This window comes from Arthrobacter caoxuetaonis (genome assembly GCF_023921125.1).
Taxonomy (GTDB): domain Bacteria; phylum Actinomycetota; class Actinomycetes; order Actinomycetales; family Micrococcaceae; genus Arthrobacter_B; species Arthrobacter_B caoxuetaonis.
The window spans coordinates 1,396,940-1,421,001 of sequence record NZ_CP099466.1 but is presented as its reverse complement, the minus strand read 5'-3'; the positions used below and the strand labels follow the sequence as shown (position 1 = coordinate 1,421,001).

The following is a 24,062-nucleotide window of genomic DNA, read 5'->3' as shown; positions in this document are numbered from 1 at the left end:
CCAATCTCGTGGCCTAATTCACTATCAGGCCTTCTGTGTATACACTGAACCGCAACAGACCACTCTGCGGGAAGGGCACTCATGCGGGCCAGCGACAGGGCCTACGCCATGCTGCGGGAAGACATCGTCGAATGGCGGCTTCCGCCGGGAACGGTGCTGGGCGAGGTGGAACAGTCCCAGCGCCTCGGCATCTCCCGCACGCCGCTGCGTGAAGCCCTTGCCCGGCTCGCCGCAGACGGGCTGGCGGCACCGCACAACGGGCGCGGCGTCGTCGTCACCCCTATTTCGGCGGACACTGTCGAATCGCTCTTCGAACTGCGTCAGGCCCTTGAATGCCAGGCCGCTTCCCTGGCCGCGGTCCGCTGCAATCCCGACGTGTTCCGAGCCCTGCGTGCCGACTTCGAGGCCGCGGCGGCCCGGCTGGATGCCGACCCGGACGAGGACCCGGCGCGGCGCGGCTACTACGCCCTGGTCGCCCGGCTCGATGCAGCGATCGATGAGGCCGCGGCTAACCCCTACCTCACCCAGGCCCTGGGCAACGTCCGCCTGCACCTGGCGCGTGTCCGCCGCCTCGCCAAGGACAACCCCGGCAGGCTCAGGGACACGGCAGCCGAGCACGCCACCATCGCCGGGGCAATTGCCGCAGCGGACCCTGCCCTTGCCGCAGCGGCTACCCGAATCCACCTTCACAAGAGCCTTGAACACTTCACCGCCGTCCACCACCCCTGAAAGGACCCATCAGTGAAATCCCATAACGTCCGCGTGTACCGCAGCGAGGAAAACCTCCCCCGCGAAGACCAGCTGGCCTGGAAGATCGCCGCCGTCGCAGCTGACCCCGTAGCCGTCACCGATGACGTCACGGACATGGTCATCAACCGCATTATCGACAATGCCTCCGTGGCCGTCGCTTCGCTGACCCGCGGTCCGATCGTCGCAGCCCGCGCCCAGGCGCTCTCCTTTGCACCGTCCTCCGGCGGATCCGGGGCAGCCGTCTTCGGTGTGGAGGAGAAGACCTCCCCCGAATGGGCTGCCTGGGCCAACGGCGTGGCCGTTCGTGAACTGGACTTCCACGACACCTTCCTCGCCGCGGAATACTCCCACCCGGGCGACAACATTCCCCCGATCCTCGCCGCGGCGCAGCACACCGGCGCCTCAGGCGCGGACCTGCTGCGCGGGATCGCCACCGGTTACGAGATCCAGGTCGACCTGGCCAAGGCCATCTGCCTGCACAAGCACAAGATCGACCATGTGGCGCACCTCGGCCCGTCCGCCGCCGCCGGCATCGGCACCCTACTGGGCCTGGACACCGAGACGATCTTCCAGGCCGTGGGCCAGGCGCTGCACACCACCACTGCCACCCGGCAGTCGCGCAAGGGCGAAATCTCCACGTGGAAGGCACACGCCCCGGCGTTCGCCGGCAAGATGGCTGTCGAAGCCGTCGACCGGGCAATGCGGGGACAGACCTCCCCCACTCCGATCTACGAAGGCGAAGACGGTGTCATTGCCTGGCTGCTGGACGGGCCCGACGCCGCCTATACAGTGCCGCTGCCCGCACCGGGAGAGGCAAAGCGCGCCATCCTGGACACGTACACGAAGGAACACTCCGCCGAGTACCAGGCACAGGCGTGGATCGACCTGGCGCGCAAGATCCACCGTGAGCACCCGGAAACCGCAGATCCGGCCAACGTTGCGGCCGTGCTGATCTCCACCTCGCACCACACGCACTACGTGATCGGTTCCGGCGCCAACGATCCGCAGAAGTACGATCCCGCGGCCTCCCGCGAAACCCTGGACCACTCCATTCCGTACATCTTCACGGTCGCCCTGCAGGACGGCGCCTGGCACCACGTGGATTCCTACTCTCCCGAACGTGCCGGCCGCCCGGACACCGTAGCGCTCTGGCACAAGGTGACCACTGTGGAAGACCCGGAATGGACCCGCCGCTACCACTCGGTTGACATCGCCGAGAAGGCGTTCGGCGGACGGGTGGACATCACCCTCACCGACGGAACCGTGATCACCGACGAGATCGCCGTGGCCGATGCCCATCCCCTCGGTGCCCGTCCGTTCGTTCGCGCCGACTACATCAACAAGTTCCGCACGCTCGCCGCCGGACTGGTCTCCGAGGAGGAAATGGACCGCTTCATCACGGCCGCCGAACGCCTGCCCGAACTCGCCGCCGGTGAGCTCGGCCAGCTCAACATCACTGCCGCCGCCGGGATCATCGATCCCGCCGCCGCGCCGAAGGGACTGTTCTAAATGCTGTACTCCTCCACCACTCCCGAACAGAAGCGCATCGCGATGCGCGAAGGCCTGGCCTCCGGCACCCTGCAGCAGTATCCGGGTGCCTTCAACCCGCTCTCGGCCCGGCTGATTGAGGAAAAGGGATTCGACGGCGTCTATATCTCCGGCGCGGTCCTCGCCAACGACCTTGGCCTGCCGGACATTGGGCTGACCACGCTCACCGAGGTGGCGACCCGTGCCGGCCAGATCGCACGGATGACCGACCTCCCGGCAATTGTCGACGCCGACACCGGCTTCGGCGAGCCGATGAACGTGGCCCGCACCATCCAGGAACTCGAGAACGCCGGCCTGGCCGGCTGCCACGTCGAGGACCAGTTCAACCCCAAGCGCTGCGGGCACCTGGATGGGAAGAACGTCGTCGACCTGGACACAGCCACCAAGCGGATCCGCGCTGCCGCTGACGCCCGCCGGGATCCCAACTTCCTGATCATGGCGCGGACCGATATCCGCGCCGTCGACGGACTGCAAGCAGCCCAGGACCGGGCCCGGGCGCTCGTGGAAGCCGGCGCCGACGCAATTTTCCCCGAGGCCATGAAGACGGTGGAGGAATTCGCCGCCATCCGCGCCGCCGTCGACGTCCCGATCCTGGCGAACATGACCGAATTCGGCAAGAGCGAGCTGTTTACCTATGACCAGCTCGCCGCCGCCGGCGTCAACATGGTCATTTACCCGGTAACCCTGCTGCGCAGCGCGATGGGCGCAGCAGAGCGCACGTTGGAGGCCATCAAGGCCGACGGCACGCAGCAGGCAGCGGTTCCCAGCATGCTCACACGTGCACGCCTGTACGATCTGGTGGATTATGAGGCGTACAACCGCTTCGACACTTCGGTATTCAACTTCCAGGTCCCCGGTACAACCGGCACCGCGGCGCCGGCCTGACCCGGCTTCCGTTCCAGTTCCACCACGCAAGAAGAAGGCACACGCACCACCACTGAACAGCGCACCATGACGAAGGAGTCCCAGACATGACCGACACAAACATCCACAAGGGCCTGGCCGGAGTGATGGTGGACACCACCCGCATCTCCAAGGTAAATCCCGACACCAACTCGCTGCTGTACCGCGGCTATCCGGTGCAGGAGCTGGCCGCCAAGTGTTCGTTCGAGGAAGTGGCCTACCTGCTCTGGAACGGTGAGCTGCCCACGGATGAGCAGCTGGCCGAGTTCGTGGAGGGTGAGCGGTCCCAGCGGGCGCTGACCCCGGAGCTGAAGGCAGTCATCGACGCCCTGCCGGTGACCTGCCATCCGATGGATGTCTGCCGCACGGCTGTGTCGGTCCTGGGCGCCCAGCATCCGCAGGCAGACGAGTCCTCCGTCCTAGCCAACATGCAGAAATCGGTCAGCCTGTTTGCCGCCATGCCTGCCGTCGTCGCCTATGACCAGCGCCGGCGGCGCGGCGAGGACCTGGTGGAACCCCGGGATGATCTGGACTACTCCTCGAACTTCCTCTGGATGACGTTCGGTGAGGAAGCCGCCCCCGAGGTGGTGGAGGCGTTCAACGTGTCGATGATCCTGTACGCGGAGCACTCCTTCAATGCCTCCACGTTCACCGGCCGTGTCATCACGTCCACGCTCTCGGACCTGCATTCGGCCGTGACCGGAGCAGTCGGCGCGCTGAAGGGGCCGCTGCACGGCGGCGCCAACGAGGCGGTGATGCACACGTTCGAGGAGATCACCACCAGCGCCGGCGAGGGCGACGTCGCCGAGCACGCGGCAGGCTGGCTGGATGCCGCGCTGGCGGATAAGAAGAAGATCATGGGCTTCGGCCACCGCGTGTACAAGAACGGCGACTCGCGGGTGCCCACCATGAAGGCCTCCCTGGACAAGATGGTCAAGCACTATGACCGTGCCGATCTGGGCGAGCTGTACACGGCGCTGGAATCGGCCATGGGTGAGCGTAAGAACATCCTGCCGAACTTGGACTACCCGGCTGGGCCCGTGTACCACCTGATGGGCTTTGACACCCCCACGTTCACTCCGCTGTTCGTGGCTGCCCGGATCACCGGCTGGACCGCGCACATCATGGAGCAGCTGGAGGCCAACTCTCTGATCCGTCCCCTCAGCGCCTACGACGGCCCCGAGGAGCGGCACCTGGCCTAGCCGGGGGCACCCGAGCATACGAAGGCCCGCCGCAGGGGAATCTGCGGCGGGCCTTCTGCTGTTCGGATCAGGAGTGTTTCGGCACAGTTTCGCCGGCGGGCGACGGAGGCGGAGCAGTGTCTGCGAAGTTTTTGGCGGAGACATCCTGCTGCGCCAGGCGGCGCAGCGCCAGGAGCAGCGGCTCGGTGAGGATGGTTCCCAGCACCACATACCGCATGGCTTCCGAGGAGCTCCCCAGCGGCACCTGCTCCAGTTCCCGGACGGCAAGCTCCCGCATGGCTGAGGCATACATTTCCGGGAACCCGGGCGGCGGCACAAACCCCGCGGCCTCCAGACCGGCCAGTGCCTCTTCGAGCCGGTACCGGGAGAGATGGTCGGCCGGATCAATGTTCCAGCCCAGCGAGGCAAGCATCGCGTCTGCCCTCGGGTGCTCCGTCATTGACTGTCCGGCCCTCGCACGCACGCCGGTGTCCAGCGCGTGGTGTGCCGCGCCGAGAAGCCCGTGCGTGGACCCCGGTGGCTGGTCCAGCTGTTTCAACACCTCGCCGGCAGCCGCAATGGACAGCCCTCCGGGCCCCAGGAGGGCGCGGATAAGCCGCAGGCGGGACAGATGGTCCGCGCCGTACTCTGCCTGCCGGGGAGCTGTTTGCCGGCCTTCCGGAAGCAGGCCGCTCCGCAGGTAGAACTTGATGGTGGCCACCGGTACCCCGGACTCTGCCGCCAGCTCTGAAATTCGCATGGAGAACCCCCTTGTGCTGGATAGTGTAGCTCTCTAGTGTGGATAGCATCACTATCCAGTTATCGAAATCAGGTGCCGTTATGGCTCGCGTTCTCAGCCACCGCTCAACCCACCAGCACACTGGCCCCCTTGTGGTATTCCTGATTGGCATGCGCATCAACCGCCCGTGGCGCCCGGACCTCTGGTTCCCGGTCTTTGCCGCCATGCCGCGGATGCTCAAGGAGCTGTCTTCCAACCCCGGCTCCGGCCTGCTGGGTTACCGGATGACCGTCGGATCCGGTGGTCCGCTGGTGGTGCAGTACTGGAAGACCGCCGAAGAGCTCTATGCCTACGCCAGCCAGACGAATGCAGAACACCGGCCGGCCTGGGCAGCCTTTAACCGCCGGGCCCGGAAGGCGCCGGGAGCCGTCGGTATCTGGCATGAGACCTTTCCGGTGGACCGTGCCGAATCAATGTACGTCGGCATGCCTGTATCCGGCTTGGCCAAGGCGACCGCAAGCCTGCCCGCACCAGACGGCAGCCGGGCAGCGGACCGGCTGGCCGCGGCGGGACACTAGCCGCCGCGAGCCTTCCGCCGCTCGGATCACGTATCCGTGAGGGCACGCGGCTGTGAGGGCACGCGGCCGTCAGGGCGAGGAGAAGACCACGCTGCCCACACACTCGTTGTCTTCCGCGAGCGTCACGGCCGCGGCGAAGTACTCCCCGGAAAGAACCTTCGGCATCCAGTACGCGGAGTCTTCCCACATAGCCGCATACGGAACGGCATCCACCGGGTACCAGGCAGGTTCGATCTCCGCTGACGGCGCCGGTGCCCCGGACCAGGTCCAGGACCGGTAGACCACAGTGGACATGTCCCATTCCGGTCGTGAGGGAAACATGAACTCGATGGAACCGGCGGGTTCCAGGTCCCCTTCGGCAACGGTGACGCCGGACTCTTCGAAGACTTCCCGCACGGCCGCCTGTTCTGGGCTCTCCCCTGGCTCCACATGGCCGCCAAGCGTCACGATCCTGCCAATACCGAATCCGGTTTTCTTAAGCCCCAGCAAGACCTCGGGTCCGCCCTGACCTGTCTCACGGAAGAGGAAACAGAGGACAACGGGGGAAGCACGCGGTGGACGGGGCATGCTCCCAATCTACTGCGAAGCCACCGCGACGCACGTTCCGGCGGGCAACACGGAGATCTCGCCGCGCCTGGCGGGGATCATCGGTGACCGGAGGATCGTGCCGCGACCGGCACTTCGAAGTCGATGTGGTGACCCTGCAGCCATCGGAGGGACCGGCCGCCGTCCTTCTGGGCGGCCCGGAATTTGCGCGGCAGTACAGCGTCGCGGATCACGCGGAGAATCGGACCCGCGGCCTTCTCAGCCGATGCCCTGTGGCTGTCGGCGACGATCCGCTCGACCCTCTCCCTGCGCAGCGCCACGAAGGTGTCGAACGCGGCACCTGTATCCGGGACGTCACGCAGGCACTTCGCGAGGATGACCGCGTCCTCCAGTGACAACGATGCTCCCTGGCCACTGGCCGGGGACGCTGCGTGAGCGGCGTCGCCGATGATGATCATGCGCGAGCCGTCGTGCCAGTTCCGAACGACGGGCATGTCGTAGGTTGCCCATCCCGTCACCGGCCCGGGAGTCGCATCGATAATTGCCGGCGCAGGTCCGGCATCTCCATCCATCAGGCCGTGCAGCCGCTGCCGCCACTGCGCGTCGGTAATACCGGAGAGGGTGCCGCGCGGCGGCTCTTTCTTCTGGGGAGGGTTGGCGAACCAGATCGTGCCTCCGTCGGGGGTATTCATCCAGGCGAAGAAGGCACGGGTGCCGAACTGCATCCGGAATTCGCCCGGGGGTACGTCCACGTGGAAGTCCGGGATGTACTCCCCGCTGTTCAGGACGGGCACATAGCGCGGGGCTGGCGCAGCGGGGTCGATGATCTGCCGGACCTTCGAGTGGATGCCGTCGGCGCCAATGAGCAGGTCACCGGCCGCCTCCGTTCCGTCATCGAAGCGTGCCAGGACGCCGGCATCGGTGTGAAACGCCTCGACCATCCGCTTGTTGTGGTGCACCCGCACGCCGTGGTGGCGGGCCATGTCAGCGAGTGCCACGAACAACCCGGCCCGGGGCACCATGCGTGAACTGAGACCGTCCTCCCTGCGGAATGCCATGGGAATGGTGCCGAGAATCCGCCCCTTTCCGTTGACAAAGCTCATTGCGTCAACCGGGTAGCCGATCCCCTCGACCCACTCGCCGACGCCGATAGACCGCAGGGCATCCAGACCGTTGGCCTGGAAATTCAGCCACGACCCGCGCTGGTCGGCGTCAGGCGGAAGTTGTTCGAAAACCTCCACGTCCATGCCGATCCTGCGCAGCGCGACCGCGACCGTGGGACCTGCGATGCCTGCTCCGATGACTACAGCTTTTCGCATGACGTTCACCTCTGATATATCTTGACTATCAAGGAATCGTAGGAAGGTATAACTTGAATGTCAAGTGATTTGACTGTCAAGGTAAATTCGGTGGGACGGGCCGTCCAGCTGTATCAGGCCGCGGTTGAGGACTTTGACCGTGAAACGGCCCGGATCCTGGGAGTGAACAGCACTGACCTGCGGTGTCTTGAAATCCTCACCACTGAACCGGACGAGGAGATAACCCCGCGCACCATCGCAGCACGGCTCCGGCTCACCACCGGCAGCGTCACCACCATGCTGGATCGGCTTGAGCAGGCCGGTTACATCATTCGGACCCGGCACGCGATCGACAAGCGCAAGGTGCTCGTCCGTGCCACCTCCAAAGTCCAGGAACGCGTGCGGGCGTTGATCGGGCCGCTGGTGGAGGAGGGCGAGGCTGAAATCATCGCCGGCTTCAGCCCGGACGAGCTCGATATCGTCGAGCGGTTCATCACCAGGGCGACCGCGCTGCAGCAGCGGCACACCACACGGCTGCACGAGTGGACCGGCCGCGAAAGCGCCGCGGGCACGGACTGATTACGAGCCTCGGTGGCTTGAGCAGCGGCGGAGAAGTTTGGCGCAGGTCAGCTGCTGCGCGAACCGGATACTGCGGACCGGCTGCGTCTACAGCGCCCGCGGGTGGGCTGCGGCGTAGACCTCGCGCAGTGTGTCGGCGGTGACCAGGGTGTACACCTGGGTGGTCGTTACGGATGCATGGCCAAGCAGTTCCTGGACCACCCTGACATCTGCGCCGCCTTCGATCAGGTGCGTGGCGAAAGAGTGGCGCAGGGTGTGCGGAGAAACATCCCGGTCAATCTTGGCGCGTTCTGCCGCGCTCTTGAGGATGGTCCAGGCACTCTGCCGGCTCAGCCTGCCGCCGCGGGCGTTCAGGAACAAGGCAGGTGTTCCCTTCCCCTTGGCGGCAGCTCCGGGACGGCCGCGCACAAGGTAGTCATCCAGCGCCCGGGCAGCATAGGAGCCCAGCGGGACGAGGCGCTCCTTCGACCCCTTGCCGAAGAGGCGGACGACGTCCGGCCCGTTGGCCGGGATACGTTCCAGCGACAGGTCATCGATGTCCAGGCCCACCGCTTCGCTGATGCGCGCCCCGGTGGAATAGAGGAACTCCAGCAGTGCCCGGTCGCGCAGTCCAGTGGGCGTGTCCAGCGGCACGGCTTCGAGGATCCGGGTTACTTCGTCCACGCTGATGGCCTTGGGCAGGCGCTTACCTGCCATCGGCGGGTGGACATCGGCTGCCGGATCGGTGGTGGTGATCCCTTCAAGTGCCCAGAACTTATGCAGGCCGCGTACCGCCACAATCGTCCGCGCCGCCGAACGCATGCTCAGCGCCGAGGCGCCGTCGGATCCTTCTGCGATGGAACGGGCGAACGCCGTGACGTCATGCCGGGTGATGGCGGCCGGATCGGCGCGGTCATTGGACGCAAGGAACCGGGCATACCGCACCAGGTCCCGACGGTAGGCGTCCACCGTGTTCTGGGCGAGCCCGCGTTCCACAGCCATGTGCTGGAGGTACGCGCCAATGGCACGTCCGACGGCGGTGGCCCGGAGGTCGTCGGCGGATCTCTGTGAGCTGCGGGCAGCGCGCGGTGCCTGCGGTGCAGCAGCAGTGGACTCCCCCGGACCAGCCGATACAGCGTCCTCGGAGGTGGCTGCGGCTGCCAGTCCGGACCGGTCGAGGACCAGGGTGGGGTTCAGCTGGGACTGGAGATCAAGCTCAATGGTGTCGTTGATCGAGGGCACAGGGAGGTCAGAGGCCCGGGAGCCTGCGGCCGGTCCTTGAGCGGAGGTGCTGCCGCCTGCGGCGGGGAAGGCGGGTATCACCCATGCCCCTAGCGGACGGATCCGTTGGGCCAGGTGTGGTGTTCGGTGTGATGCTCCGGCCACGGAGCATCTGCAGGACGCAGGTTCGCGTAGCCCGAGTTCCGGGCTGCAGCAGCCGCCAGCACGGCAGCGGCCGCCGAGGGGCTGTGCATTCGGCCCTCAAGGACCGCAGTGACGGCGTCGTCGAGGTCAACCCACATCATTTTGATCTCTGCTTCCTCATGGAAGCGCTCATGCCGCTCGTCAGCCGGCACATCATGCAGGCCACGGGCAAGGTAGATCCGCAGCTCTTCGCGGGATGATCCGGGTGAGAGGAAGAGGTCGGCCAGGACGTTCCAGTCCTCAGCCACCAGGTCTGCTTCCTCAGCCAGTTCGCGGACGGCTCCGGCAAGATAGTCCTCGCCCTCCACGTCCAGGAGGCCGGCGGGGATTTCCCAGAGCGTCATGCGGACCGGGTGCCGGTACTGGTTGATCAAAAGTACCTGGCCGGCGTCGTTCATGGCCAGGATGGCCACGGCACCGGGGTGCCGGATGTAGTCGCGGACCAGGGGTTCGCCGTCGTCAGCCAGGGTGAACTTCTCGCTCACCACGTCCCAGATGGGACCGCTGTAGACCACTGAGGAATCCAGCAGCCGTCGCGGACTCTGCTCGTCGGCAAACCCCTGGTTCTCGCTCATGCCTTACGCGTCCGCGCCCTGGTGGGCCAGTGCGGCCTTGATCAGGCCGGCAAAGAGCGGGTGCGGCCGGGTGGGCCGCGAGCTCAGTTCCGGGTGCGCCTGGGTGGAGACGTAGTACGGGTGCACGTCCTCGGGCAGTTCGACATATTCGACGAGCTGCCCGTCGGGCGAGGTGCCGGAGAAGACCAGACCGGCCTCGGCAATCTGGTCCCGGTACTGGTTGTTGACCTCGTAGCGGTGGCGGTGGCGTTCGGCGACGGCGGTCTTGCCGTACGTCTTGGCCACAACCGAACCTTCGTCCAGCTTCGCGTCCCAGAGACCCAGGCGCATGGTGCCGCCCATGTCGCCCTGGCCTGCAACGATTTCCTTCTGCTCGGCCATGGTCGCGATGACCGGGTACTTCGTGTCGGGTTCGAACTCGCTGGAGGATGCGCCTTCGAGGCCGACGACGTTGCGCGCGTACTCGATGACCATGCTCTGCAGGCCAAGGCACAGACCCAGGGTCGGCAGCTTGTTCTCGCGGGCAAACTTCAGTGCACCGAGCTTGCCTTCGAGGCCGCGGATACCGAAGCCGCCCGGGACACAGATGGCGTCCACGCCGGCCAGGGCCTTGCGGGCGCCTTCTTCGGTGGCGCAGTCATCGGAGGGGACCCAGCGGATCTTGACCTTGGTGCTGTTGGCGAAGCCGCCGGCGCGCAGGGCCTCGGTCACGGAGAGGTAGGCGTCGGGCAGGTCGATGTACTTGCCGACCAGTGCCACCTCGACGTGGTGCTTCGGGTTGTGCACGGCTTCAAGCAGGCGGTCCCACTTGGTCCAGTTGACGTCCTTGAACTTCAGTCCCAGGTGCTGGACGATGTACGCGTCCAGGTTCTGGGAGTGCAGTGTCTTGGGAATGTCATAGATGCTCGGAGCATCGGGGCAGCCGATCACGGCGTCGACGTCGACGTCGCACATGCGGCCGATCTTGTTGCGCATGGCGTCAGGGACCGGGCGGTCCGAGCGGATGACGATTGCGTCCGGCTGGATGCCGATGGAGCGCAGGGCCGCCACCGAGTGCTGGGTCGGCTTGGTCTTCAGTTCCTGCGACGGGCCGATGTACGGGACCAGTGAGACGTGCAGGAAGAAGACGTTGTTCCGGCCGATGTCCTGGCGGACCTGGCGGGCGGCTTCAAGGAACGGCTGGGACTCGATGTCGCCCACGGTGCCGCCGATTTCGGTGATGATGACGTCGGGGGTCTTCTTCGCCTCGGAGGGCAGGCGCATCCGGCGCTTGATCTCATCGGTGATGTGGGGAATGACCTGGACGGTGTCACCGAGGTACTCGCCGCGGCGTTCCTTGGCGATGACGGTGGAGTACACCTGGCCCGTGGTCACGTTGGCGGACCCGTCGAGGCTCTCATCGAGGAAGCGCTCGTAGTGTCCGATGTCGAGGTCGGTCTCAGCGCCGTCGTCGGTCACGAAGACTTCACCGTGCTGGAAGGGGTTCATTGTGCCCGGATCCACATTGAGATAGGGATCGAGCTTCTGCATCGTCACGGAGAGGCCGCGTGCCCGAAGCAGGTGACCGAGGCTGGAGGCCGTCAGTCCCTTACCAAGGGACGACGCCACGCCTCCGGTAACGAAGATGTGTTTGGTCGTAGAAGACGACTTGGGAAACCTGGAATTTGATCGCTGCACCACGGAATTCGAGCCTATCACCTTTTGTTGGTCTGGGTAGTTTCCCCACTGGGAACGGCTGCCGTCGCCAGTAGTTCCTCGGCGTGGGCACGGGCCGACTCCGAGTCCTCGTGGCCTGCGAGCATCCGGGCCAGTTCCCTGATCCGGGCTTCGCGGTCCAGCACGACGACGTCGCTGGCAGTGACGCCCGACCCGTCATCTGCGGAGGAAGAGGTTTTAATCACGCGGATGTGATGGCCTGCGAAGGCCGCCACCTGCGGGAGATGGGTCACCACGATGACCTGCACGTGGCGGGCGAGCATCGCCAGCCGCCGGCCGATTTCGATGGCTGCCTTGCCACCGACGCCGGCGTCCACCTCGTCAAAGACGAAGGTCGGAACCGGATCCACTTCGGCAAGCACTACCTCGATGGCGAGCATCACGCGGGAAAGCTCACCGCCGGAGGCGCCCTTGCCCAGCGGCCGCGCCGGTGCTCCGGGATGCGGAGCCAGCAGGAACTCGATCGCGTCCGCGCCCTGGGGGCCCAGGGCCGCGCTGGGATCCACGGTGATGACCAGGCGGGCGTCAGGCATGGCCAGCGCAGTGAGTTCGTCGCTGACGCGTCCTGAGAGTTCGACTGCGGCATCCGTGCGCAGCTTGGTCAGTCCCGCGGCCTGCTCCCAGAGACGTGCCTGGAGCTCGGTCAGTTCGGCTTCAAGGGATTCGATCCGGCTGCCGTCGTCTCCGAGCTCCGCCAGGCGGGCCCTGCCGGTTTCCGCCCATTCCAGGACTTCGTCGACCGAGGGGGCGTATTTGCGCACCAGAACAGCCAGTTCCGCGCGGCGGGCTTCAACCTCCGCCAGCCGGCCGGGGCCCTCGCCGTCCAGGGACGCACTGTAGCTGGACAGCTCAGCCGCAATGTCGGCCAGGATGTAGCCGACTTCCGCGAGCCGCTGGCCGGCCTGCGCCAGGGCCGGATCGTGCTCGCCTGCCAGTTCCAGCTGGCGCTTGGCAGCATCCACCAGCGACGTGGCATCCGATCCGTCGGCGAAGTCACCCGCGACAAGCGCCTGGTGCGCTCCCACGGACGCCGAACGCAGTTCCTCAATGTTGCCCAGGCGCATGGCCTCGGCCTTCAGCGTCTCGTCTTCTGCCGGTTCGGGGGCGACGGCGTCGATCTCTTCCAGCGACGCGGCGAGGTACTCGGCCTCACGGAGGCGTTCCCGTGCGGTCTCGCGCAGTTCCGAGAGCTCCGATTCGGCAGCCCGCCAGCGGTTGTAGCCGGTACGGTACTCTTCCAGCGCGGCGGCCAGGGACTCCCCCGCATACTTGTCCAGCGCTTCCCGCTGTGCTGATGAACTTTTGAGCCGCAGCTGGTCAGTCTGCCCGTGGACGGCCACAAGATGGTTGCCCACCTCGGACAGGACGCCCACGGGTGTCGCGCGGCCGCCCAGGTGGGCGCGGCTGCGTCCATCAGCGTTGACGGTACGGGCAACGATGAGTTCGACGCCGCCGTCAAACTCTTCCAGTTCGGCTCCCGCCTCCGCGGAACGCTCCGCCGCCGGACTCTGCGGAGGCAGCCGGACGACGGCTTCGGCCAGCGCCGATTTGGCGCCTGTACGGACGGCTCCTGCATCCGAGCGGGCACCGAGCAGCAGCCCCAGGGCAGTGATCACCATGGTTTTGCCGGCACCGGTTTCACCTGTCACCACAGTGAAGCCCGGGCCCAGGGTCAGCGTTGCGTCGGTGATGACGCCGAGGTCCCGGATGCGTATTTCTTCGATCACGGGAGGATACCTCCGTTCGCAGCCTGCTCTGGAGGCTGGTTCGCCGGTCCCCGCCAACCCTGGGTGGGGAGCTGGAACTTGTTGACCAGGCGCTCCGAGAAAGGCGTGTCGTGCGTGCGGGCCAGCCGGACCGGAACGTTGGAGCGTGTCACCTCCACGCGGGAGCCCGGCGGCAGGTCGATGCTGCGGTGCCCGTCGCACCAGAGGATACCGTTGGCGGCATTCCGGGACAGGATCTCCACCGCCAGGATGGAGTCCGGAGCGACGACGAGTGGCCGGGAGAACACGGCGTGGGCGCTGATGGGCGTAATCAGCAGTGCTTCGACGCCTGGCCACACGACGGGCCCTCCAGCGGAGAACGCGTAGGCAGTCGATCCCGTCGGGGTCGCCATGACCACGCCGTCGCAGCCGAAGGAGGAAATGGGACGTGCATCGACTTCCATGACCACTTCCAGCATGCGCTGCCGGTCTGCCTTTTCCACCGCGGCCTCGTTGAGCGCCCAGGTGTGTGCCAGCAGCGTGCTGTCCAGCCAGACCTTGACGTCGATGGTCAGCCGCTCTTCGACGGTATAGTCCCGGTCCACGACCCAGCCGACGGTTTTGTCCAGGTCTTCACGTTCGCTTTCGGCCAGGAAGCCGACGTGGCCCAGATTGACCCCCAGCAGCGGCACTTCCGTGTCCCGTACCAGTTCCGCTGCGCGCAGGATGGTCCCGTCTCCCCCAAGCACCATGCCCAGATCGACTTCGGTGAGCTGGACGTCTTCATCCAGGATTTCAGTCGGCGCAGTGAGCTGGCCATACTCAGCCTGGATATCTTCGAGGTCTTTGCGGCGCATCACGGGAACCAGGCCTGCGGCATGGAGCTGGGTGCAGACTTCCTGGGCCGCAGCCATCGCGGCACTGCGGCCGGTGTGCGCGATCACCAGTATGCGTCTGCTCATGTTGTCTCTGTGTCCTCTTCTGCCCCTGTGAAGGAAGCCGTGTGTAGCCGTCCGTCAGTCTTATACGCCACCCGGTGCGTCCGCAAACGCAGCGGGCGCATCGAATAGCCGGTTGACCAGAGCCGTTGCCGCCGCCGAGCGTTCCCCGGCGTCCGGGATGGTCCCTGCGGGAACGCGCATCCACATAAAGAATTCCACATTCCCGTTCTGGCCGGGCAATGGACTGCGGGCGATTCCGGATATTTCCAGTCCGGCGGCCACTGCCGCGTCAGTGACGCGGTCCACGGCCAGACGGTGCCTGGCGGGATCGGTGACGACGCCGGTGCGGTTCAGCAGCTCCCGTCCGACCTCGAACTGGGGTTTGACCATCAGCAGCAGGCTTCCGCCGGGCGCGGTGGCTGCGGCGAGGGGCACGATGACCATGGAGAGCGAGATGAAGCTGAGGTCGGCGACCGTCAGGTCCACCTGCCCGCCAATGTCCCCGGGGGTGAAATAGCGCACGTTCATACCCTCAAAGACGCGCACGCGGGGATCTGACCGGAGGGAATCAACCAACTGGCCGTGACCGACATCGACGGCGGCGACCTCACGGGCGCCTGCCCGCAGCAGCACATCCGTGAACCCGCCTGTCGAGGCACCGGCGTCCAGGCAGCGCAGTCCGGCAGGATTGACGGCCGGAAAGGCCGCCAGTGCACCGGCGAGCTTGTGGCCGGCACGGCTGACATAGTCCGGGCCGCCGTCGTCCGTCACCTGCAGCGGATCCTCCGGCTGGATTGGCGTTGAAGCCTTGGTGAGCACGCTTCCGGCGCGCAGGACGCGTCCTCCGGCGATGAGCTTTCCAGCATGGGTACGGGAGCGGGCCAGCCCCCGGGTTACCAGCTCCTGGTCCAGCCGGGCCACCGCTAGCCTGCTTCCGGAGAGGCGGGCTTGGTGGGCAGGCCCGGCTTCATGGACTGCGGGATGCCGGGAACGGGGCTTGTGATCCCGGGCAGTCCGGCGGCGTCGTCGTTCAGCGCAGCCAGCAGACCGTCGTGAAGCGTGCTGTACAGGGCGGCGTGCTCTGAAACAGGCATGTCTGCCACCTTGCCGAGCGCAGCGAGAACGGCATCGACGCCGGGGTCCCCTGTCTGCGGAACCGCAGGGTTGTCTCCGTTGATTTCTTCCACGCTCAAACCCTAGCTTCCGGCACCGACAACCCAGCGGACTTCGGGGGAAGCGGCTGCCGTGACTTCGGGGTTGGCGTCCCACCACGCCGCGCAGGCGGCGCGCCATCCGTCCAGGTCTCCCTCGGGAGCCGTGATCTCCACCGTCCCGCCGGAAACAGTTGCCAGCGCGGTACCGCAGCCGAAACCCCCGTCGGTGCGCTGCACGCTTGGGTACGGCTCATAGAGCGCACCAAGGTTGGGAATGAGGAAGTCCGGACGTTCAGCGGTGCGTGCCGCGAGGGCCGTGGCGGGGCTGTCCACGCCGGTCAGTACCAGCGCCGTCGCATAGCCGGCGTTGGTGCCGCCCAGGATGTCTGTGTCCAGCCGGTCGCCCACCACCAGGGGGCGCTCGACGCCCAGGTGCCGTGCCGCCGTCGTGAACAGGGGTGCTTCGGGCTTACCGGCGACTACCGGAGCCCGGCCCGTCGCCGCAGCGACAGCTGCGACGAGAGTGCCGTTTCCGGGAGCGATCCCGCGGGCCTGCGGAATCGAAAGATCGGTGTTCGTAGCCACCCAGACGGCTCCTGCCGCAACGGCGAAGGCCGCTTCGGCAAGATCCTTCCAGCCCAGTCCGGGGTCGAATCCCTGGATCACGGCCGCCGGCTGGTCCTCAGCTGAGGGAACCGGCTCCAGCCCTTGGGCCCGGACCTGGTCGGTCAGCGTCTGGCTGCCCGTCACCAGGACGCGGCTGCCTGCCGGGACGAGTCCCGCCAGAAGTTCCGCGCCGGCCTGCGCGGACCCGAAGACATTCCCGGCCGTTGCCGGAGCGCCCAGCTCCCGCAGGTGCTCAGCCACCGTGGCCGATGACCTGGATGCGTTGTTGGTGATGTACGCCAGCTGCACCCCGGCCGCCTCAAGCCCCTGGAGGGCTTCCGGTGCGCCGGGGATGGCATGCGGACCTGCGTAGAGAACGCCGTCGAGGTCAGCGAAGACCGCGTCGAAGCTGCCGACGAGCGGCTTAGTCATTGCGCTCCGCGGCGGCTTCCTCCGCTGTGTCTGACTCGGATGCTTCGGCGTCGGCATCTTCGGAATCCGGCTCGGCTTCCTCGGCACCCAGCAGTGCTTCGCGTTCGTCGCTGGGCAGGGCATCGTCATCGGACTCGCCGTCAAGGTCCTGCTCTGCCGAGGCTGCCTCGGGTGCCTGGGCGTAGTTGGCGCTGCGGTCCTCTGCTGCGGCCTGGCCGGCGTTGTCTGCGCTGGCGTCGTTGTCCCGGCGGAAGCGCGGCTTTGCCGGAGCTTCGTCGTCTTCACCGAGGTCCATGATTTCCGGTTCAGCGAAGTCTCCAACGCCAAGCGCGCTTTCGGCGACGACGGCCTGCCGGCGCCAGGTCTCAGCTTCCTTGCCGCGGCCGGCCAGCTCAAGGGCATCGGCGTAGGCACGGAAGAGGCGCGGGCTGTAGGAGAAGGCACGGTTCTTGTCGAGCTGCGGGATCTCGAGGGCGGACACGGCGGCGTCGAACTGCTCCATGTCCATCCGGGCACCTGAGGCCACAATCGCGACGTCGACCTTCACAGCGTTGTCGAGCTCGGCAACCTCTTCGGAACGCAGCAGGTCCAGTGCCCGGTCCGGACGGCCCAGACCGCGTTCGCAGTCGGCCATCATGGCCAGGTACTCGTTGGAGCCGCTGATCCGCCGGTGCGTGCGGAACTCGCGCAGTGCGTCGCCGAACTCGCCGGCGGCGTACGCCGTCAGGGCTACGGCTTCACGGACAGCTGCCATGCGTCCGCCGCGGCGGCTGGCTGCGAGGGCGTGCTGGAAAGCCAGCTCGGGGTCTGCATCGATCAGGCGGCCAGCCATGACCAGGTGCTTGGAGACCCATTCGCCGTTGACTTCTTCGAGGTTACGCAGCTGGGCGCGGGTAACCTTGTCCAGCTCCTGGCCCGTGACGTCATCGTCGATCTCTGGAGACCGCTCACGGTCTGCGCGGTTGGCGCTGCGCAGGTCGCGCGCATTGTGCTTGCGTTCCGTGACCGGTGCGTCATCGCCGGTGCGGCGCTGCGGCCTGTCATCCTTGCGGAACGGCCGGTCCGACGACGGACGCCGTTCGGAATCCTTCCGGAACGGCTTACGCTCTCCGTCGCGGGACGGACGATCACCAAACGGCTTACGGTCTCCCCGGTCACTGCTGAACGGCTTACGATCACCATCACGGGACGGACGATCACCAAACGGCTTACGCTCACCACGCTCGCCACCAAAGGAACGACGCTCACCGTCGCGAGCGGGACGATCACCAAACGGCTTACGCTCATCGCGACCACCGCTGAACGGCCGACGGTCCCCCTCGCGAGCCGGACGATCACCAAACGGCTTACGCTCACCCCGCTCGCCACCAAAGGAACGACGCTCACCGTCGCGAGCGGGACGATCACCAAACGGCTTACGCTCATCGCGACCACCACTGAACGGCCGACGATCCCCCTCACGCGCCGGACGATCACCAAACGGCTTACGCTCACCCCGCTCGCCACCGAAGGAACGACGCTCACCGTCGCGAGCGGGACGATCACCAAACGGCTTACGCTCATCGCGACCACCACTGAACGGCCGACGATCCCCCTCACGCGCCGGACGATCACCAAACGGCTTACGCTCACCCCGCTCGCCACCGAAGGAACGACGCTCACCGTCGCGAGCGGGACGATCACCAAACGGCTTACGCTCATCGCGACCACCACTGAACGGCCGACGATCCCCCTCACGCGCCGGACGATCACCAAACGGCTTACGGTCGCCACGATCGCTATTGAACGGCTTACGCTCACCGTCGCGGGCGGGACGATCACCAAACGGCTTACGGTCATCGCGACCACCACTGAACGGCCGACGATCCCCCTCACGCGCCGGACGATCACCAAACGGCTTACGGTCGCCACGATCGCTATTGAACGGCTTACGCTCACCGTCGCGGGCGGGACGATCACCAAACGGCTTACGGTCATCGCGACCACCACTGAACGGCCGACGATCCCCCTCACGCGCCGGACGATCACCAAACGGCTTACGGTCGCCACGATCGGCAAACGGCTTACGGTCGCCGCCTTCCTTGCTGAAGGGCTTACGCTCGCCATCACGAGCAGGACGGCCGGCGGAAGCCTGGCGGTCTGAATAGGACTTGCGCTGCGGGGGTTTGCGATCGTTAGCCTTGGGGCGTCCCTGGCTGTCTCGCTCTTCCCGGTTGTTCTGCTCGGACATGCTGAGTTCCTCTCGTCGTGAGCCGACCAACGGAATGTATGCAGTCGCTCGTCACTATGTATGTGTAGATAGGCGCAGGATCCACCTGCGAAAGTCGTGGGGACCTATAGGGTCCTCCTCAATTCTAGGGCAGCACGGAGAAGCTCCCGTCCGCCAGGCACCACCCAACGGGACGAGCGGGGTGAATCTTGCCACTATGGGCGGCGATCAAGGTCCTCCAACCATCGAGATGCCGTCGAGTCCTGGCATTAGAAGGACATCATGAGCGGCCATCCCTTATCGGCGCGAAACTCACACCTTCGACGTGCTCGCACATGTGGATGTTTCGCCTCCATTCAAACTGCTGCGGATACTCAAGAACACGGATTGCCGCGAATCCAGAGCGAGACCTCCGCCCTGCCGGAGGGCACCGCACGGGAACGGCGCAGATGCGGTGCGCCCCTTGGGAAGCTGTCCGCCAAGCACGGCGGTTTGGCTGGCACCGAGCGTCTCGGATGGTGGTGTACGCCATAAACGGCAGGTCATGCGACCTGACCGGTTTTGCTGCGTTTTGGGCTGATTCGTTTGCTGGGGGAATTTGCTGCACGGCGCCGTATCCGGATTTTCCCAAAACGACCGGTTTGTCCCGCAACGCAGTGAAACCATGCCACAGGGTGCAGCGAAATCCCCGAGCGCAGTGTTTCCGGACCCAAAGTGCAGTGTTTCCCCAAAGTGCAGCGTTTTGCCGGGACGCAGTGACTTTGCCCACAGTGCAGTGCCTGTACCCCCGGGAGGCAGCGTTTACCCTGGGGGCAGCCCCTGCAAGATGCTCAGAGCCTGAGCCACGCACGCCGCGGCACAACGGCACAATGCGGGGTGCTTCGGGCGGGAGTGGTGCTGCGGTGGTGTCCGGAGACCGGGTTTCCCGGCCGCAGTTGCTGGCTGTGTATCGCCACGAGGTCACTCCGACCACGGGAGTTACGGGGAATTGGAACCTGTCGAGCACCCTGAGGGGGCCTGCATGTAATGCCCGCCCCGGCCCGTGCCGGTGATTTTGCGCACTCGCCGCACCGCCCCATTCCGGTGCAGCCTCCAGCCCCGGCCGCGAGGTCATCGGGGCAACACCGGGAACTGTCCAACACGCCTCGCGGCTCCCGCCATGCCGCGTGATTTGCGCACCGGTGATATTGCACACCGGTCACGTCCGGCGGCCAATTCGGCCCGGCGGTCCAGCCGTCAGCCGGCGCTCCGGCACCCCCGGAACCCGGCCCTTCGGCCAGGCCGGCACGCCCGGTAGCCGGCAGCCCGGGTTTGGGCGGGTTCAATCCGGTCGGGTTAAACAGGTCGGGTTAAACAGGTTGGGTTAAACAGGTCGGGCCCCGCACCTAGTGCGGGGCCCGTAGCCCGGAACCCCCAGGGGGGGTTCTAATGGTTGTCCGGCGGTGACCTACTCTCCCACACCCTCCCAGGTGCAGTACCATCGGCGCTGCGGGTCTTAGCTTCCGGGTTCGGAATGGGACCGGGCGTTTCCCCCGCGCAATGACCGCCGTAACCCTACCAACCCGGCACACACCCACCCGGACCGAGTCCGGTGGTATGGCGGGTAAATCAGTGGATTACACGATAACCGTGTATTCAATTAGTTCCTGCAACCAGAACAACCCTGGCGGGTTGTTGGTTGGGAACCACATAGTGGACGCAAGCAGCATGATCACAACACCCTGTACGTTGGGAAACCGTTTGAAGTCGTGTTTCCCCAGGTGTTGGTGTGGTGTAAGTTATCGGCCTATTAGTACCGGTCAGCTTCACGGGTCTTTAGTCCCCGCTTCCACATCCGGCCTATCAACCCAGTGGTCTGGCTGGGGGCCTCTCACACACAAGGTGTATGGAAATCTCATCTCGAAGCAGGCTTCCCGCTTAGATGCTTTCAGCGGTTATCCCATCCGAACGTAGCTAATCAGCGATGCACTTGGCAGTACAACTGACACACCAGAGGTTCGTCCGTCCCGGTCCTCTCGTACTAAGGACAGCCCTTCTCAAATTTCCTGCGCGCGCAGCGGATAGGGACCGAACTGTCTCACGACGTTCTAAACCCAGCTCGCGTACCGCTTTAATGGGCGAACAGCCCAACCCTTGGGACCTACTCCAGCCCCAGGATGCGACGAGCCGACATCGAGGTGCCAAACCATGCCGTCGATATGGACTCTTGGGCAAGATCAGCCTGTTATCCCCGAGGTACCTTTTATCCGTTGAGCGACGGCCATTCCACAATGTACCGCCGGATCACTAGTCCCGACTTTCGTCCCTGCTTGAGATGTCTCTCTCACAGTCAAGCTCCCTTGTGCACTTACACTCGACACCTGATTGCCAACCAGGCTGAGGGAACCTTTGGGCGCCTCCGTTACTCTTTAGGAGGCAACCGCCCCAGTTAAACTACCCATCAGGCACTGTCCCTGACCCGGATTACGGGCCGAAGTTAGATATCCAGTATGACCAGAGTGGTATTTCAACGATGACTCCACCCGAACTGGCGTCCGGGTCTCACAGTCTCCCACCTATCCTACACAAGCCACACCGAACACCAATACCAAACTATAGTAAAGGTCTCGGGGTCTTTCCGTCCTGCTGCGCGTAACGAGCATCTTTACTCGTACTGCAATTTCGCCGAGTTTATGGTTGAGACAGCGGGGAAGTCGTTACTCCATTCGTGCAGGTCGGAACTTACCCGACAAGGAATTTCGCTACCTTAGGATGGTTATAGTTACCACCGCCGTTTACTGGGGCTTAAATTCCCAGCTTCGCCCGTAAGGGCTAACCGGTCCTCTTAACCTTCCAGCACCGGGCAGGAGTCAGTCCGTATACATCGTCTTGCGACTTCGCACGGACCTGTGTTTTTAGTAAACAGTCGCTTCCCCCTGGTCTCTGCGGCCCACACCCGCTCCGGAAAGCAAGTTTCCATCACGGGGCAGGCCCCCCTTCTCCCGAAGTTACGGGGGCATTTTGCCGAGTTCCTTAACCATAATTCTCTCGATCGCCTTAGTATTCTCTACCTGATCACCTGTGTCGGTTTGGGGTACGGGCGGCTAAAACCTCGCGCCGATGCTTTTCTAGGCAGCATAGGATCACCGGATTCCCCCATACGGGGGTCCCATCAGATCTCAGGTGCGTCATCAAAGACACAGTGACGGATTTGCCAATCACTGACCCTACATCCTTAGACCAGGACAACCATCGCCCGGCCCGGCTACCTTCCTGCGTCACACCTGTTAATACGCTTACCTCCCAGGTTACGGTCCCGCGCTCCACCAAAACCCGGAACACCACAAGGGTGCACGGGCAGGTTTCGGGCGGTTAGTATCCCCCGCTTGGTATGGGCGGTTTTTCGCCGGTACGGGAATATCAACCCGTTGTCCATCGACTACGCCTGTCGGCCTCGCCTTAGGTCCCGACTTACCCAGGGCAGATTAGCTTGACCCTGGAACCCTTGATCATTCGGCGGACGGGTTTCTCACCCGTCTTTCGCTACTCATGCCTGCATTCTCACTCGTGTAGGCTCCACCACTGGTTTACACCGCAGCTTCACTGCCCACACGACGCTCCCCTACCACTCCAGACGGCTGAACCACGAAGGCTTACCAATAATCTGAAATCCACAACTTCGGCGGTGTACTTGAGCCCCGCTACATTGTCGGCGCGGAATCACTTGACCAGTGAGCTATTACGCACTCTTTCAAGGGTGGCTGCTTCTAAGCCAACCTCCTGGTTGTCTGGGCAACTCCACATCCTTTCCCACTTAGCACACGCTTAGGGGCCTTAGTTGGTGGTCTGGGCTGTTTCCCTCTCGACTATGAAGCTTATCCCCCACAGTCTCACTGCTGCGCTCTCACTTACCGGCATTCGGAGTTTGGCTGACGTCAGTAACCTTGTAGGGCCCATCGGCCATCCAGTAGCTCTACCTCCGGCAAGAAACACGCAACGCTGCACCTAAATGCATTTCGGGGAGAACCAGCTATCACGGAGTTTGATTGGCCTTTCACCCCTACCCACAGCTCATCCCCTCCATTTTCAACTGAAGTGGGTTCGGTCCTCCACGACGTCTTACCGTCGCTTCAACCTGGCCATGGGTAGATCACTCCGCTTCGGGTCTAGATCACGCCACTCACTCGCCCTATTCAGACTCGCTTTCGCTACGGCTTCCCCACACGGGTTAACCTCGCGACGTAACACTAACTCGCAGGCTCATTCTTCAAAAGGCACGCTGTCACAGCAACAAGGCTGCTCCAACGGTTTGTAGGCACACGGTTTCAGGTACTATTTCACTCCCCTCCCGGGGTACTTTTCACCTTTCCCTCACGGTACTTGTCCGCTATCGGTCATCAGGGAGTATTTAGGCTTACCAGGTGGTCCTGGCAGATTCGCACGGGATTTCTCGGGCCCCGTGCTACTTGGGATCCTCTCCAAGCGGCAGCATACATTCCGGTTACGGGGCTAACACCCTCTACGGCCTGGCTTTCAAACCAGTTCACCTATGCACCTGCACTCACTTCACCAGTCCGGCAGAACTGATACGGAAAGTCCCGCAACCCCAGTGATGCAACGCCCGCCGGCTATCACACACCACTGGTTTAGCCTCTTCCGCGTTCGCTCGCCACTACTAACGGAATCACTGTTGTTTTCTCTTCCTGCGGGTACTGAGATGTTTCACTTCCCCGCGTTCCCTCCACGCACCCTATGTGTTCAGATGCGGGTCACCCGGTCACTCGCGCGCCGGGCGGGGTTTCCCCATTCGGACATCCTGGGATCAACGCTCGGTTATCAACTCCCCCAGGCTTATCGCAGATTCCTACGTCCTTCTTCGGCTCCTGATGCCAAGGCATCCACCGTGTGCCCTTAAAAACTTGACCACAAAGATCAATAATTAATATCGCTATCGAGAAAACCACGGTTACCAGTACAAGACCGGTCACCAGGTTTTTCTGAAATTGCACTTAATAATTTTTAAGATGCTCGCGTCCACTATGTAGTTCTCAAACAACAACCCCGTCACACCCATCCACCAGACCAGGCACCCCGCAAGGGGAAACCCACAGCCCGGCATCCGGCATGCGCAGGAAAACCAGAAACAACAGATCCTGTTGCCTCAGGACCCAACAGTGTGCCAAACGATACCCACCGGGCAACCCGACCGGCCATGCTT

At 64.5% G+C, this 24,062-nt stretch carries 19 protein-coding genes and 2 rRNA genes; 7 read left to right on the top strand and 14 right to left on the bottom strand.

What is annotated here, in order from left to right; all coding sequences use genetic code 11:
* Window positions 1–81 precede the first annotated feature (81 nt).
* From NF551_RS06445 to NF551_RS06430, 4 genes are all read left to right on the top strand, one after another.
* Window positions 82–729, top strand: coding sequence for a GntR family transcriptional regulator (locus tag NF551_RS06445; protein ID WP_227897206.1), 648 nt, complete (start codon window positions 82–84; stop codon window positions 727–729).
* Window positions 730–741: 12 nt separating this feature from the next.
* Entirely contained in the window at window positions 742–2,259 is a 1,518-nt protein-coding gene (locus NF551_RS06440; RefSeq protein WP_227897207.1) for an MmgE/PrpD family protein, read from the top strand.
* Entirely contained in the window at window positions 2,260–3,183 is a 924-nt protein-coding gene (prpB, locus tag NF551_RS06435) for a methylisocitrate lyase (RefSeq protein WP_227897208.1), read from the top strand.
* A gap of 86 nt (window positions 3,184–3,269) precedes the next feature.
* Entirely contained in the window at window positions 3,270–4,403 is a 1,134-nt protein-coding gene (locus NF551_RS06430; protein WP_227897209.1) for a bifunctional 2-methylcitrate synthase/citrate synthase, read from the top strand.
* 67 nt (window positions 4,404–4,470) lie between these two features.
* Here NF551_RS06430 and NF551_RS06425 read toward each other — a convergent pair whose 3' ends face one another.
* On the bottom strand, window positions 4,471–5,142 hold the full coding sequence (locus NF551_RS06425; protein ID WP_227897210.1) for a MerR family transcriptional regulator: 672 nt from the start codon (window positions 5,140–5,142) through the stop codon (window positions 4,471–4,473).
* 131 nt (window positions 5,143–5,273) lie between these two features.
* Between NF551_RS06425 and NF551_RS06420 the strand changes: the two genes are divergently transcribed.
* Window positions 5,274–5,699: a DUF4188 domain-containing protein gene (locus tag NF551_RS06420; RefSeq protein ID WP_229970906.1), complete on the top strand. Its 426-nt coding sequence runs from the start codon at window positions 5,274–5,276 to the stop codon at window positions 5,697–5,699.
* Between the two features lie 69 nt (window positions 5,700–5,768).
* On the opposite strand, the gene NF551_RS06415 is transcribed toward NF551_RS06420, so the two are convergent.
* Window positions 5,769–6,266: an 8-oxo-dGTP diphosphatase gene (locus NF551_RS06415; RefSeq protein ID WP_227897212.1), complete on the bottom strand. Its 498-nt coding sequence runs from the start codon at window positions 6,264–6,266 to the stop codon at window positions 5,769–5,771.
* 77 nt (window positions 6,267–6,343) lie between these two features.
* Window positions 6,344–7,564, bottom strand: coding sequence for an FAD-dependent oxidoreductase (locus NF551_RS06410; RefSeq protein ID WP_227897213.1), 1,221 nt, complete (start codon window positions 7,562–7,564; stop codon window positions 6,344–6,346).
* A gap of 57 nt (window positions 7,565–7,621) precedes the next feature.
* On the opposite strand from NF551_RS06410, the gene NF551_RS06405 reads away from it, so the two are divergent.
* Window positions 7,622–8,122: a MarR family winged helix-turn-helix transcriptional regulator gene (locus tag NF551_RS06405; protein ID WP_227897214.1), complete on the top strand. Its 501-nt coding sequence runs from the start codon at window positions 7,622–7,624 to the stop codon at window positions 8,120–8,122.
* 87 nt (window positions 8,123–8,209) lie between these two features.
* Here the strand turns inward: NF551_RS06405 and xerD are convergent, their stop codons facing one another.
* The 9 genes from xerD to NF551_RS06360 form a co-directional block, all read right to left on the bottom strand.
* Window positions 8,210–9,265, bottom strand: coding sequence for a site-specific tyrosine recombinase XerD (xerD, locus tag NF551_RS06400; RefSeq protein WP_269439036.1), 1,056 nt, complete (start codon window positions 9,263–9,265; stop codon window positions 8,210–8,212).
* Between the two features lie 167 nt (window positions 9,266–9,432).
* Window positions 9,433–10,101 (bottom strand): NUDIX domain-containing protein, encoded by a 669-nt coding sequence (locus NF551_RS06395; protein ID WP_227897216.1) that lies wholly within the window; start codon window positions 10,099–10,101, stop codon window positions 9,433–9,435.
* Window positions 10,102–10,104: 3 nt separating this feature from the next.
* A complete protein-coding gene (gene pyrG / locus NF551_RS06390; protein WP_279324719.1) occupies window positions 10,105–11,799 on the bottom strand; it encodes a CTP synthase in 1,695 nt (564 codons plus the stop codon).
* Entirely contained in the window at window positions 11,796–13,544 is a 1,749-nt protein-coding gene (gene recN, locus NF551_RS06385) for a DNA repair protein RecN (RefSeq protein WP_227897218.1), read from the bottom strand. Before recN ends, pyrG begins: the two co-directional genes overlap by 4 nt.
* Window positions 13,541–14,485 (bottom strand): NAD kinase, encoded by a 945-nt coding sequence (locus tag NF551_RS06380; protein ID WP_227897219.1) that lies wholly within the window; start codon window positions 14,483–14,485, stop codon window positions 13,541–13,543. Before NF551_RS06380 ends, recN begins: the two co-directional genes overlap by 4 nt.
* Before the next feature lie 60 nt (window positions 14,486–14,545).
* The gene (locus tag NF551_RS06375) at window positions 14,546–15,385 is read right to left on the bottom strand and encodes a TlyA family RNA methyltransferase (protein WP_227897220.1); all 840 of its coding nucleotides are present in this window, start codon (window positions 15,383–15,385) and stop codon (window positions 14,546–14,548) included.
* Window positions 15,386–15,387: 2 nt separating this feature from the next.
* Window positions 15,388–15,651, bottom strand: coding sequence for a hypothetical protein (locus tag NF551_RS06370; RefSeq protein ID WP_227897221.1), 264 nt, complete (start codon window positions 15,649–15,651; stop codon window positions 15,388–15,390).
* Window positions 15,652–15,660: 9 nt separating this feature from the next.
* Window positions 15,661–16,656 (bottom strand): HAD-IIA family hydrolase, encoded by a 996-nt coding sequence (locus NF551_RS06365; RefSeq protein WP_227897222.1) that lies wholly within the window; start codon window positions 16,654–16,656, stop codon window positions 15,661–15,663.
* Window positions 16,649–17,488: a tetratricopeptide repeat protein gene (locus tag NF551_RS06360; protein ID WP_227897223.1), complete on the bottom strand. Its 840-nt coding sequence runs from the start codon at window positions 17,486–17,488 to the stop codon at window positions 16,649–16,651. The genes NF551_RS06365 and NF551_RS06360 overlap by 8 nt, the downstream gene beginning before the upstream one ends.
* Window positions 17,489–17,494: 6 nt before the next feature.
* Between NF551_RS06360 and NF551_RS06355 the strand changes: the two genes are divergently transcribed.
* Window positions 17,495–18,799, top strand: a complete 1,305-nt coding sequence (locus NF551_RS06355) for a hypothetical protein (protein WP_252604988.1) — start codon at window positions 17,495–17,497, stop codon at window positions 18,797–18,799.
* Between the two features lie 1,500 nt (window positions 18,800–20,299).
* Here NF551_RS06355 and rrf read toward each other — a convergent pair.
* Together rrf and NF551_RS06345 are read right to left on the bottom strand one after the other, a co-directional pair.
* Window positions 20,300–20,416 (bottom strand): 5S ribosomal RNA (gene rrf, locus NF551_RS06350).
* A 217-nt stretch (window positions 20,417–20,633) separates the two neighbouring features.
* Window positions 20,634–23,769: ribosomal RNA gene (locus NF551_RS06345) — 23S ribosomal RNA — on the bottom strand.
* Window positions 23,770–24,062 lie beyond the last annotated feature (293 nt).